General features: G+C 49.7%; 13 protein-coding genes. All 13 read right to left on the reverse strand.

Features of this window, described 5'->3' with window-relative positions; genetic code table 11:
- Window positions 1-55: 55 nt before the first annotated feature.
- Window positions 56-487 (reverse strand): RidA family protein, encoded by a 432-nt coding sequence (locus FJM74_RS18775; protein ID WP_187264181.1) that lies wholly within the window; start codon window positions 485-487, stop codon window positions 56-58.
- A 191-nt stretch (window positions 488-678) separates the two neighbouring features.
- Window positions 679-1,887: a DUF4097 family beta strand repeat-containing protein gene (locus FJM74_RS18780; RefSeq protein WP_241739250.1), complete on the reverse strand. Its 1,209-nt coding sequence runs from the start codon at window positions 1,885-1,887 to the stop codon at window positions 679-681.
- Between the two features lies 1 nt (window position 1,888).
- On the reverse strand, window positions 1,889-2,521 hold the full coding sequence (locus FJM74_RS18785; RefSeq protein ID WP_187264182.1) for a hypothetical protein: 633 nt from the start codon (window positions 2,519-2,521) through the stop codon (window positions 1,889-1,891).
- A 17-nt stretch (window positions 2,522-2,538) separates the two neighbouring features.
- Complete coding sequence (locus tag FJM74_RS18790; protein WP_187264183.1) at window positions 2,539-3,099, reverse strand: RNA polymerase sigma factor; 561 nt, start codon at window positions 3,097-3,099, stop codon at window positions 2,539-2,541.
- Window positions 3,100-3,292: 193 nt separating this feature from the next.
- Window positions 3,293-3,493 (reverse strand): hypothetical protein, encoded by a 201-nt coding sequence (locus FJM74_RS18795; protein WP_187264184.1) that lies wholly within the window; start codon window positions 3,491-3,493, stop codon window positions 3,293-3,295.
- A 266-nt stretch (window positions 3,494-3,759) separates the two neighbouring features.
- The gene (gene amaB / locus FJM74_RS18800) at window positions 3,760-5,337 is read right to left on the reverse strand and encodes an L-piperidine-6-carboxylate dehydrogenase (protein ID WP_187264185.1); all 1,578 of its coding nucleotides are present in this window, start codon (window positions 5,335-5,337) and stop codon (window positions 3,760-3,762) included.
- A gap of 97 nt (window positions 5,338-5,434) precedes the next feature.
- Complete coding sequence (locus FJM74_RS18805; RefSeq protein WP_187264186.1) at window positions 5,435-6,937, reverse strand: Do family serine endopeptidase; 1,503 nt, start codon at window positions 6,935-6,937, stop codon at window positions 5,435-5,437.
- A gap of 173 nt (window positions 6,938-7,110) precedes the next feature.
- A complete protein-coding gene (locus tag FJM74_RS18810) occupies window positions 7,111-7,563 on the reverse strand; it encodes an Hsp20/alpha crystallin family protein (protein WP_241739251.1) in 453 nt (150 codons plus the stop codon).
- A gap of 212 nt (window positions 7,564-7,775) precedes the next feature.
- Window positions 7,776-8,570, reverse strand: coding sequence for a porin family protein (locus FJM74_RS18815; protein ID WP_187264188.1), 795 nt, complete (start codon window positions 8,568-8,570; stop codon window positions 7,776-7,778).
- The gene (locus FJM74_RS18820) at window positions 8,567-9,187 is read right to left on the reverse strand and encodes a hypothetical protein (RefSeq protein WP_187264189.1); all 621 of its coding nucleotides are present in this window, start codon (window positions 9,185-9,187) and stop codon (window positions 8,567-8,569) included. Before FJM74_RS18820 ends, FJM74_RS18815 begins: the two co-directional genes overlap by 4 nt.
- Window positions 9,188-9,220: 33 nt before the next feature.
- A complete protein-coding gene (locus FJM74_RS18825) occupies window positions 9,221-10,414 on the reverse strand; it encodes a M20 metallopeptidase family protein (protein ID WP_187264190.1) in 1,194 nt (397 codons plus the stop codon).
- A gap of 399 nt (window positions 10,415-10,813) precedes the next feature.
- The gene (locus FJM74_RS18830) at window positions 10,814-11,326 is read right to left on the reverse strand and encodes a sporulation protein (RefSeq protein ID WP_187264191.1); all 513 of its coding nucleotides are present in this window, start codon (window positions 11,324-11,326) and stop codon (window positions 10,814-10,816) included.
- Entirely contained in the window at window positions 11,310-11,981 is a 672-nt protein-coding gene (gene deoC, locus FJM74_RS18835; protein ID WP_187264192.1) for a deoxyribose-phosphate aldolase, read from the reverse strand. Before deoC ends, FJM74_RS18830 begins: the two co-directional genes overlap by 17 nt.
- Window positions 11,982-12,084 lie beyond the last annotated feature (103 nt).

Below are 12,084 nucleotides of genomic sequence, written 5' to 3' on the forward strand. Positions count from 1 at the left end.
AGCTAATTTATTAGTACTTAACCCGGCTCCCTGCTTACAAAAAGGTTCTTGCCGCCTACACCTCATCAATGGTAGCGATGCATTTCAGCTCTATTGCAATGGGTGTGGGCAAACTGCTTACTTCTACTGTAGTTCGGCAAGGTTGGTTCTCAGTGAAGTATTCGGCATAGATCCGGTTGTAGGTGGCGAAATCAGCTTTCATGTTTGTCAGGAAAACGGTTACGTCTACCAGGTTACGCCATGCTGAGCCTGTATCTTCCAAAATATGGCGCACATTCTGAAAAACGGCATGGCATTGCTTTTCAATGTCATAGCTGGCAATATTTCCGGCTGCGTCGAGCTCCACACCTGGTATGTGGCTGGCGCCGCGCTGCCTGGGGCCTACGCCTGACAGAAAGAGCAGGTTGCCCACCCGTCGCGCGTGCGGGTAAAGCCCCACGGGCTCCGGCGCGTTTGAGGAAGTAAAGGATCCGTTTTCTGTTGCCATAGTCAAATATATAACTTCTGAGGAGTATCTCTTAGTACATCACGCACTAACAATAGTACTTCGTGCCAATTATTCGAATGAAAATGGCCTTCCGGAGGCATATTAGGTAGAAGGGCACAAGGTTGCTGTTGCACCAGAACAGGAAAGCCAGCTCGAGGCTGGCTTTCCTGTTTCTAAAGGGTTGATCGGAATTACTTTGTAAACTTCACGTCGCCGTACTTCGAGACAATATTGACGGATCCTTTGGAGGCGGCGTTACCGTACTTGCCTTTGTAGGCGGCAGAAGTGTGGCTCTTTTCCAGCGAAGACACATTTACCAGGTCCTTGTCGAAGTTGAAACTGCCAAACTGCACATTCACATCGAAGTTGAAGGCAGAGTTATCCTCGAAGTTTAGGGCTATGGGACTGAATCCGCCGTCTACGTTTATCTTATTGACATTTCGGCTGATATTATCGACGCGCAACGAACCGTGCTTCAGGCTCATGTCTAACGTATGCTGCAAGCTGCCGATATTCATGCTGCTGAACTTTGAGGATCCCTGCAAGCCGTTCGTTCCTTCCAGATCCATAGAAGAATAAGCGATATCCACATTGCCTCCGTTGATGTAGCCACAATTGGCCGACCCGTACGACACCTTCACGTGGTTGGAAGCATTGCTTAGCTGCCCTGTTTTCAGCGAGCCGTATTTTACGGTGATATCGGCTTTTCCCTTAAAAGAGGCCAGGTACACGTCGCCAAAGCTGTTCACCACGGTGAGTGGGTTTCTGGCGGGCATGGAGACAATATAATTAATCTCGAAGCTGCGCTGGTTGTTGCCCCGCACTTTTATGGGCGCCAGCTCTGTTATCCAGCTTATCGTTTTGCCATCGCGGCTTTCTGTCACTTTTATATTATCGAGCGTTTCCTGCGCTTTTTGCTCTGTGCTGGCGCGGCTGATCATGGTTACGGCTACATGTATTTCTTTCCGGTCCCAGGTATTGACATGCACTTTGCCAAACTTGTTCTGGATAGAGAGCATGTCGGAGGAGCCAACTTTGTACGTCTTTTCGACCGTTCTCTGTTTCTCCGCACTGTAGCTCGTTGCCGGCATGATTAATGGTTCAGGATCTGGTTGAGGTTGAGGAAAAGCAAGCTGCTGTAGGTCGCCTAATTTTTGCAGGCGGCTCAGGTGTTTGAGTTCAGACAATTCCTGCAGATGGCTCAGGTTTTTAAGTTCCGAAAGCTCTTGTAGGTTACTTAAACCTTTCAGCACCGACAGCTCCTGCAGGTTACTAAGGCCGGCCAACAGCGACAGCTCTATTTCAGCTTCAGCCGCTTCACTTAACTTTCCACACTCCGGAGCCTTTTGTGCAAACAGCAGGTTGGGCAGCAGCAGTAGCAGGGTAAAAGATTTCAACATGTTATGAATTCGTGGTTTCATCGCTTTGAGTAGTTATAGACTGCGTGTTTTGCAATTGTTCAATTTTCTCCAGCACTTCCAGTTGGCGGTTGAGCACCTCGATCCGTATCTGCAGATTCTGGATCATGGCACCCATCACCTTCTCGGTGTTTGGAGTGGTATAAATTTGTTTTTTAAGTTCAAGGTAGCTGCTATCGAGCCGGGCCAACTCACGGTCTATCCCCTGGTCTTCGTCAAGCCCCAGCACTTTCAGATCGTATTCGCTCAGCTCGCTTTTCTTGCTGTTGATCATGCTGGTGTAGTAGGCCTCTACTTCTACCAATTCAGGCGCAATTCTGCTGATGGAAACCTGCTCTGCTACTGCCATAGTGGTGGTGTTTGTGGGAATGTGCTGCTTGGTCAGCAGCAAGGTAAGGCCACACCCCAGGAGCAGCAACACAGCGGCAGCAACGCGCATAAAGGCATAGTCGGTACTGAAGCTGGTGTTCTCTCCGAAACTGAAGCGAAAAACTTTCGTTTTTTCCTTTTTGGCCGGCAGTTCCTTGCATATCTCCTGCCACAGCTCCGGTCGGGGCTCAAACACATCGAACTCCTGTCGGTTCTGCTCTACAAAGTCTTTCAGGCTGTCTTTCATATTTGGTATTCCATTTCTTAATGAGCCTTTAGTTGCGGCTCACGCATAATTTCCAATAATTTTTTCCGGGCTCTGCTGTACTGCGACTTGGAGGTAGATTCCGACACACCCAAAATCTCACCGATCTCGGCATGGTCGTAGCCTTCGAGCAGGTAGAGGCTGAGCACTACCCGGTAGCCATCCGGTAAATGCTGGATGGCCCTACGCACCTTGTCCACCTGCCACTCCGTTTCGTCTTCCTGCACCTCGTCTGCCGCTTCAGCCACTGTTCTCTCGTCGAGCGGCACCAGTTCTTCCCTCCTTTTCCGGATGGCGTTAATGGCTGCATTTACCACTATCTTTTTAAGCCAGCTCCCAAACGAAGCTTCTGCTTTAAAAGAATGAAGGTTTTTGAAGGCGCTGATAAAGGCCTCCTGCAGCGCGTCCTCAGCTTCGGCGTAATCGTTGGTGATGCGCATGCTCACGTTGAACATAGCTTTGGAGTAGAGCTTATATAGCTCATACTGCGCCCGGTTGTCACCTGCCTTGCATCGCTCAATTACGGGCGCGTTTATATCTCGATAGCTGAGTGTTTCCAAGTTTATTCGGATATGCTATTACACTTCTACAGGTGACTGTTTTACTATTTCCGCTTCATTTCCCTCCCTCATGTCCAACTTCACACTAAAGACAAGTAGATTAACCAGAGGTTGCATGAAGTTGCAAAAATTCCTGATGTTTTTTCAACCGGTCAGGTACATGTTTTATGAGGGGCTGAAACTGCAGTGGAGGTTAGAGGCAGCAACAAAAAAAGCCGGCTTCTTGACCGGCTTTATTATGAACGGTTTCCTGTTTGTTTATAGCTCCATAAAAAGGTGCAGCAGCATCAGGAGCAGAGCTGCCTTCGGGAGGGGCTTTTTGATTGGAATAATTTTTTGTCTGAATCAGAATTTGCAGAATGTAAGAATTTTTCAGAATGAAGGAAATATCCAAAGCGTCATCCTACTGCTGAAAAATTATTTTAATGAAAAATAGCCTCTGGAGGTAACTTCTACTCTTGATGCAGCAGCTGCACATCCTGAATATTATTCTGCTCATTCTTACATTCTGCAAATTCTGATTCAGACAAAAGACGCTCGCAGGAGCTGCGCGCACTGCGAGGTCAGACCAGTAATTTATTCATTCAACAGTTTAACCATTAAACAATTTAACCATTGCCCCATTAGCACATCAGCACATTAAAAAATTAGCACATTAAACTAATCCATAATATCGAACTTAATGCCTTGCGCCAGAGGCAGCTGCCTGCCGAAGTTAATGGTGTTGGTCTGGCGGCGCATATACACTCTCCACGCATCGGAGCCCGACTCGCGGCCACCGCCTGTCTCTTTCTCTCCACCAAACGCACCTCCTATCTCAGCACCTGAGGTGCCGATGTTCACGTTGGCAATGCCGCAGTCGGAGCCCCAGTGGCTGAGGAAGGCTTCTGTCTCTAGCAGGTTGGTAGAAAAGATTGCTGAAGACAGCCCCTGCCGCACCCCATTCTGCAGTTCGATCGCATTTTCCACATCGCCACTGTAGCGGATCAGGTACAGAATGGGAGCAAACGTTTCTTCCTGCACCGTATTGAAGTGGTTCTCTGCCTCTACAATGGCCGGTGTCACGTAGGTGCCATTTTCATAGCCCTTCCCGGAGAGTACTTCGCCTCCTGTTATCACCGTGCCTCCCTCTTGCTGCACGGCTTCCAGCGCCTTCTGAAAGGCCTGCACGGCATCCGTATCAATCATAGGTCCCACCAAGGTAGTGTTGTTCAGGGAGTGACCGATGGGCAGGCTTGGGTAAATCTTCAGGAGCCGTTCCTTTACCTGCTCATATACCTTTTCGTGCACGATGAGGCGGCGGGTGGAGGTGCAGCGCTGGCCACAGGTGCCTACCGCCCCAAACACCACCGCACGCAGCGCCATTTCCAGGTCGGCATGCTCTGTAATGATGATGGCATTGTTGCCGCCCAGCTCCAGCAGCGATTTACCTAAGCGGGCTCCCACAGCCTCTCCTACCTTCTTACCCATGCGCGTAGACCCAGTAGCCGACACAAGCGGAATCCGCTTGTCATGCGCCATCAGGCTTCCGATCTCCGCATCCCCGATAATCAGGTTGAAAATACCTTCTGGCAGTTCGTTTTCTGCCAGCACTTCTTTAATGATATGCTGGCAGGCGATGGCGGTGAGCGGTGTTTTTTCAGATGGCTTCCAGATGATCACATCGCCGCACACGGCAGCCAACATGGCGTTCCAACTCCAGACTGCCACCGGAAAGTTAAAGGCGGAGATTACACCCACAATGCCGACCGGGTGGTACTGCTCGTACATGCGGTGCTCAGGGCGCTCAGAGTGCATCGTGTAGCCATGCAGCTGCCGCGATAGCCCCACAGCAAAGTCGCAGATGTCGATCATCTCCTGCACTTCGCCCAGGCCTTCCTGCAGAATTTTGCCCATTTCGTAGCTTACCAGTTTGCCCAGCGCCTCCTTGTTTTCACGGAGCTTGTTTCCGATCTGGCGTACTATTTCGCCACGTTTCGGGGCTGGCTGCTTCCGCCAGAATGTAAACGCTTCCTCTGCCCGCTTTACTACCTGCTCATAAGCCGCCGGATCTGCCATGTGTACAGACGCGATCAGATCGCCATCTGAAGGCGAGTAAATCTCCTTTTTCCTGCCGCCTTCGTGGCCACCCCATACCAGGCCGGTGCTGAAAGCCGGGTTTATTTCCTTTATGCCTAACTGCTCCAGCACATCCGTCATGGCTTTAGTGATTGGGAGCGCATCTATGGTCTGTTTCATACCTTAATTTTTGAGATCACGTGCTTTACAATTCTATAAAAAGAAAAAGCTTCCACAAGGCTGCGGAAGCTTTTTCTTATACTCATCTGTTACTAGGTTATTTACCTATTGGGTAGAAGGCTTTCAATCCGTCCGGATACACACCTTCTATATACACCACCCCGCTATCGAAGTTTTTCAGATGCTTTTCAACATCCTCCGGTACGTTCACGATGTTATCACCAATTTTTGTAATGATAAAGCCGTCCTTCATACCTGTGTCGCGGAATTTACTGTTGTTGATACCAGTTATCTTGGCGCCACCGTCTATGCCCAGTTTAGTCATTTCCTGCTTACTTACCGGCTCAAAGTTCGCCCCATCGAATGTGATGGATTTAGCAGTGCTGCGTTTTACCAGCTCGGTGCTGTTGTTCAGGTTTTTCAAGGTAACGTTGGCAGAGCGTTCTTTACCCTCGCGCAGGTACGTTACTTTCACCTTATCGCCAGGGCGGTAGCGGGCCACCTGCTCCAGCAGTTGCGACGACTTGCTTACGTTCACGTCGTTCACAGCCGTAATTACGTCACCAGATTTCAGGCCGGCTTCTTTTGCACCGCTGCTCTCCTGCACTTCGGCAATGTATACACCATTCAGTGTTTTCAGGCCTTTCTCTTTGGCCAGGCTGGCATCAATTTCCTGGATGGAGGCACCCAGCAAGGCGCGTTGCACCTCACCATACTTCAGAAGATCGTCTACTACTTTGCTCACAATAGCCGACGGCACGGCAAAGGAGTAACCGGCAAAAGAACCAGTCTGCGAGGCAATGGCCGTGTTGATACCTACCAGGTCACCGTTCAGGTTCACCAAGGCACCACCTGAGTTACCAGGGTTCACGGCTGCGTCCGTCTGAATAAAAGACTCGATGCTCATGTCTTTGTTAGCGCTTGTACGCAGAATGTTGATATTACGGCCCTTTGCACTTACGATACCTGCTGTTACGGTAGAGGTCAGGTTCATGGGGTTACCAACGGCCAGCACCCACTCGCCTATCTGCAAATCATCGGAATTGCCATAGCGCACAACGGGGAGTTTATCTTGCTCGATCTTCAGAAGCGCAATATCTGTGGTAGGGTCGGCCCCAACCAGCTTTGCCTCGAAGGTGCGCTTGTCATCCATCACCACTTCTATTTTATCGGCTCTGTCGATTACGTGGTTGTTCGTAACGATATACCCGTTGGAGGCGATGATTACCCCTGATCCGGAACCCATCTGTGGCGAACGGGGAGCCCGCTCGCCAAAACCGTCTCCAAAAAACTCCCGCAGAAAAGGCTCCATAGGGCTGTTGTAACGATCGGCAGTACGGGCGGTTTTGTACTCTGTTTTAATATGTACCACGGCCGGGGTAGAAACCTGCGCCGCTTTAATAAAGTTAAGGCCCGCCGGCACGGCTACCTCGCTGCTGCGCATGCTGCTGGTATAGCGCACGTTCGGGTACTGCACTTCCTCTTGTTTTCCTGCGGTCTCAGCGGTATTACTTTCGAGCAGCTTGTAGCTGCCAACGGCCACACCGCCACCCATCATGGCAGAAAGCGTTAAGCCAACAATAAACTGTTTCGTCTTCATGAATATCTTTAAAATGCTAAAATTGATTATTAATATTGATAATAGCCTATATCACAGGCTTGTAACGCTACTATAGTATACGGTAGTATAAAACAATCATGCTTCTATAATACGTAAAAACATTAAAACAAAAAAGGGGCCAAAAATTTGTCCCCTTTTTTGCATCAGCAGATTTATGATTTCGAAGCGTTATTGTTTTCTGAGACTTCAGTTACCTTTTTCTGCTTCTGATTGCTCCTTGAGTCAGTAGCAGCATTTATTTTAATCTGCCGTTTTAGTGTTTTATGCTCATCTTTTGGCACATAAACCTGCAGTATACCGTCCGATAACTCTGCCTGGATATGATCCGGGTTGACATTATCGGGCAGGTAGAAGGTTCTGGTGAAAGAGCCATACTGGGTCTCAATCATGTGGTAGCGACGATCTTCCTCTTTTCTTTCCAGCTTACGCTCGCCCGAAATGGTAAGTTTACCTTCCTGAAAATCGATGTTGATATCTTCTTTCCGGATTCCGGGCAGAGCTAGTTCCAGTTCAAAGCCTTTTTCAGTTTCGCAGGCATCTACATGCGGTGTAAAAGCCGAAGCGGTTCTTGTATTTACTGACTCATTAAAAAACCTATCTAACATGGAGCTGAATGTTTGTGGCATATCATTATACAAGCCACCATTTCTTACAAGTGCCATAATTACCTCCTTCTAAATATTTGTTAAACATTATCAACACTTCTTATACAGTAAAAAACATGCCATCTCAATAATTTTATAAAATCATGAAATAATGTCATTTGCATGTTGAAACAAGGTTCAATTTACTGCCTAAGTTACAGGCTGACAGAGGTTTAATATGTTATACTGGCAGTGTTTGCAGAAGAAGAAAAGGAATATTTCACTTCCAAGCCAAATATAGGCGAGATCCTGTTCCGTTTGGTCGTGTAGCCGTTCTCCAGGATTTGATCGTTTTCATCGTAAATGGGCGGAACCAGCACATAGTAGTAGTCGGTTTGTCGCATGAGGTATGGCCTGAGCCGCAGGTTCTGGGTTAGCTCGTATGTAAGGCTAAGCTGTAGCCAGGTTCTGTCTATGGTCCTCTCTTCGGTGCCTGTCGCTCCTTTCCCGAACTCAGTCTGAAGCAGTAGTTCGTAAGAGAGGGCCGGAGTCAGGAATTTTTTGCCTGCCGGGATCCGCTTTCCCAGTTCCGCCAGAAAGGAATACCGGCCGGAAGCATCCTGCTGCTCCTGCGCCACATACTCAAAAAGCCCCTGCTTGTTGAAGTAAAGGCTGCCAATACGGCCGTTGTGCCTCAGGAAAGCACCGTAAAATTTTGTTTTGGGGAAGTTCTCGATGGCGTACCGAAACATTGCGCCGCCACGCCAATGGTCGGTAAAAGTATGCTCATAGCCAAGTGCCAGCTGCACCCGCTCAAAGCTGCTGAGAGGTCCGGTAGCAGCCAGGTCGTTGAAGCGCGAATCGGTGTTGATGCGGTACTGGTTCTGGAAGAACAGAATACCTGCTTCGCCTACACCATAGCTTACCTGCCACTCCGGCCAGATTGCAGCCGCACCGGTAACTTTGCTTTGCGCTAATACCAAGGCCGGAGCCATACTCAGCATCAAGGCATATAGTAGTTTTCTCATGTTGCTTCCGGTCCTTCTTCTCCTGCCTCTATAATACTTTCTGTAACACTTAACAATAGTTCGCTCTGCCAGTCATAATAGAAAATCTGCTTATGCACTTCGGGTTGCCCTTCTCTGTAAATTACATAGAAGCTGGGGTACAATTTTACGCGCACCTCCTCCCAAGGCATCAGTGGCTCCTCCGGAAACAGATTTATGCCATGCTTACTTAACTTTGCATCCTGCAGTATGACGACCTGCCCCGTCTGGATCTGGTAAAGAAGCTGCTCTACCTTATCTACCAGAAAATGCTCGTGCATAAAATCTGTTATATCCTGGTAGGCCTTGAGATAGTTGGTGTTCTGCCCGGAGTAGCTCCTGAACCTGACCTTCAGCACGTTATCGTCGGTAGTTCTGATGTCGATTTTAAAGTGGCAGCCCACGTAAAAGCGGTACCAGATAATCCAGTTCATGTCGAACCGGATGTCTGCGATACGCTTTTTATCTATTCTGGTGAGAAGGTCTGACTTCTGGTTACTGCCCTCATACTCCAGGTACTCCGGAGTCAGGCGCAAGGTGCGCCTGCGGCCCAGCAAGCCTGTGGACAGATGATACTCCAAAACCTCAGTCGTTCTCAAGAAGCTTTCTTTTTCAGATCAAAACACTTTTTGCTATTGTGGCTGCAGCTCCTGCATGGCCAGCCAGGCCATCAGCCCAATACTGGTTTCCAGGGCTTCTTCGGCAATATCGAAGGTGGGCGTGTGTACCGATGAGGTGATGCCACGCTCCTCGCTGCGGGTGCCGAGGCGATAGAAGCAGGCAGCCACTTCCTGTGAGTAGTATGCAAAATCCTCTGCCCCCATCCACAGGTCCAGGTCTACCACGTTATCTACTCCTAGAAAAGCTTCAGCAGCCTCTCGGGCACGTGCTGTGAGTGCCGGGTCATTTTTCAGGTATGGGTAACCGTTTTTTATGTCGATGTCGCAGCTGCCGCCCATGCTTTCACAAAGTCCTTCGGCCAGCTTTTTTATTCGTTTGTGCGCCTCTTTCCGCCACGCCTCGTCCATGGTTCGGAAGGTGCCTTGTATCTTAACCTCGTTTGGAATAACATTGGTGGCCCCCATGGCCTCTACTTTGCCGAACGAGAGCACCGACGGGGTTTTTGGGCTGGCATGGCGGCTCACGATCTGCTGCAGCGCCACAATCAGGTGCGCCGACATCAGCACGGTGTCTATGTTCTGCTCTGGCATGGCCGCGTGGCCGCCCTTGCCTTTTACGGTAATGTAAATTTCGTCGGCACTGGCCATGTACATGCCGGAACGGAAACCTACTTTACCGGCCGCCAGCATCGGGAACACGTGCTGCCCAATAATGCTTTCCGGTGCCGGCTGCTGCAGCACACCCTCTTTGATCATGACAGAGGCGCCACCCGGGAATTTTTCTTCGCCTGGCTGGAAAATAAGTTTTACGGTGCCCTCGAACTCTCCACGCAGTTCCTGCAGGATGCGTGCCACCCCGAGCAGGGAAGAGGTATGCACATCGTGGCCGCAGGCATGCATCACGCCTTCGTTCATTGATTTGTACGTCACCTCGTTCTGCTCCACTATCGGTAGGGCATCGAGGTCGGCACGTAGCGCTATGGTTTTTCTGGAAGGATTTCTGCCTTCTATTACAGCCACCACACCGGTTTCTGCCATGCGGGTTGGCGCTAAGCCATAACTTTTCAGCGTCTGCTCCACAAATGTGGCCGTGTTGTGCTCCTGAAACGAAAGCTCCGGATTCGCGTGCAGGTGACGGCGCAGACTTACCGTATCAGGCGCAAAGGCCTGGGCAAGGTTCTTTACTTTATCTAATAATAAGGGCATGGTTCAATTAGGTTTTACGTGCACTAGTGCTTCGCCAAATTAAAAATTAAAAATTAGAAATAATGACAAAGGACTTCAGAAGTAATAGCAAAAGCATAGACTTTAAGAAATCCTAGCAAATAAAGTTTGACGGTGTACTCAGTACCTTCAAGTAAGTGCTTGGCTGTAGGGAGCAATTATTCGAATGAAAAAGGCCCTCCAGAGGCTTGCTATGCTTTCTGCCTAGCCTTATTTTCCTGGATGTGCGTATAGTTCTCCACATACATGTAAATCTACTTCCGGTGCTCCCGGTTCTGCTCCTGCATTACCTGGCATAAAAAAATAAAAAACGTTGTGTTATCAAGACGATAAAGCACAACGTTTTTCAGACTTTCCGGGTCGGCACCATGGCCTGGTTGCCTATTTGTCGATGTTGATCTGGTCCGTAACGATTTGTGCATTCGGGAGCAAATCCCTGATCCGGTTCAGCACTTGCTGCGCCTCTATCCGGGAGAAATAATCGCCGATTTTTAAACGGAAATTTGGCTGCTGGTACGTCAGGTAATCTTTTTCTTCGGGCACCCTGGCAATAATCGCCTTCCGCAGGTCCATGACTGTTTGCCGCTCAGAGCCGTTGTAGGCCAGAATCCGGAATCCCTGTGCGTACTTCACGTTTCTGTTTACGCTGGCTACCGTATCCATGAGGGCGGCTACTCTGGCGTTGGCGTGGTTTGTTGGCGTTACAGGTGCTGCAGCGGCTCCACCAGCCTCATCTACAGCTGGATAGCTCGGCCTGAACACGCTCAGGTCTTCTGCTACTCTGGTTTTGCCGGTGGCTTTGCCGGCGTCGCTGGTGCTGGTACGGGAACTGGCTCCACATGCCGACAGTAGCAAAAAGAGCAGCGCGAACAGCAGGTTACTTACTTTGTTCATTTTCTATAATCTGTATACTGGCAGAGCATCCTATGCGGTCGGCTCCTGCCTTGACTAACGCTTGGGCATCGGTAAATGTTTTGATGCCGCCAGATGCCTTTATCTTGATGTGTGGCGGCAGGGAGCGTCGCATCAGCTCAATATCTGCTACGGTGGCTCCTCCTGATGCAAACCCTGTGGATGTCTTTACATAGTCCACACCAGCTGCTGCACAGAGTTGGCAAGCCTTCACGATCTCCTCTTCTGAAAGAAGCGCCGTCTCGATGATCACTTTCACGATTCCTTCCCGCAGGTGACAGAACCGGGTCAGGTCGCCTAGTTCACTTTCCACCTCTTCGTACCTGCCCGATTTGAAGGCCGACACGTTCATGACCACGTCTATCTCATTGGTACCATCGGCAATGGCCTGATGTGTTTCCAGAAACTTGACTTTGTGGTGCTGGTACCCCAGCGGGAAACCTACCACGGTGGCTATCTTAACTGACGAGCCTGTGCCAAGCTGCTCCTTGGCCAACTGCACATAGCAGGGTGCCACGCACACAGCGGCAAAACCATGCTGGCTGGCCTCGTCGCAGAGCTGCCGCACCTGTACGTCAGTTGCATCGGCGCGCAGTAGCGTGTGGTCGATGTAAGGGGCTAAATCTGATCCGGACATGGGTATCTGTAAATTATTCTAATGATTTTGGCCTTCTGGCTTTTGCTATACCTGTTCAGATGGTTGTGCCGGCTTCTCGGACTATGCAAATCAGGTAAAGGGA

The sequence above is a fragment of the Pontibacter beigongshangensis genome (genome assembly GCF_014332515.1).
Classification (GTDB): Bacteria; Bacteroidota; Bacteroidia; order Cytophagales; family Hymenobacteraceae; genus Pontibacter; species Pontibacter beigongshangensis.

Coding starts and splice junctions, on each gene's coding strand:
- FJM74_RS18780 (WP_241739250.1), bottom strand. CDS start 1,887: ATGTTGAAATCTTTTACCCTGCTACTGCTGCTGCCCAACCTGCTGTTT.
- FJM74_RS18785 (WP_187264182.1), bottom strand. CDS start 2,521: ATGAAAGACAGCCTGAAAGACTTTGTAGAGCAGAACCGACAGGAGTTC.
- FJM74_RS18805 (WP_187264186.1), bottom strand. CDS start 6,937: ATGAAGACGAAACAGTTTATTGTTGGCTTAACGCTTTCTGCCATGATG.
- amaB (WP_187264185.1), bottom strand. CDS start 5,337: ATGAAACAGACCATAGATGCGCTCCCAATCACTAAAGCCATGACGGAT.
- deoC (WP_187264192.1), bottom strand. CDS start 11,981: ATGTCCGGATCAGATTTAGCCCCTTACATCGACCACACGCTACTGCGC.
- FJM74_RS18775 (WP_187264181.1), bottom strand. CDS start 487: ATGGCAACAGAAAACGGATCCTTTACTTCCTCAAACGCGCCGGAGCCC.
- FJM74_RS18825 (WP_187264190.1), bottom strand. CDS start 10,414: ATGCCCTTATTATTAGATAAAGTAAAGAACCTTGCCCAGGCCTTTGCG.
- FJM74_RS18810 (WP_241739251.1), bottom strand. CDS start 7,563: ATGTTAGATAGGTTTTTTAATGAGTCAGTAAATACAAGAACCGCTTCG.
- FJM74_RS18830 (WP_187264191.1), bottom strand. CDS start 11,326: ATGAACAAAGTAAGTAACCTGCTGTTCGCGCTGCTCTTTTTGCTACTG.
- FJM74_RS18815 (WP_187264188.1), bottom strand. CDS start 8,570: ATGAGAAAACTACTATATGCCTTGATGCTGAGTATGGCTCCGGCCTTG.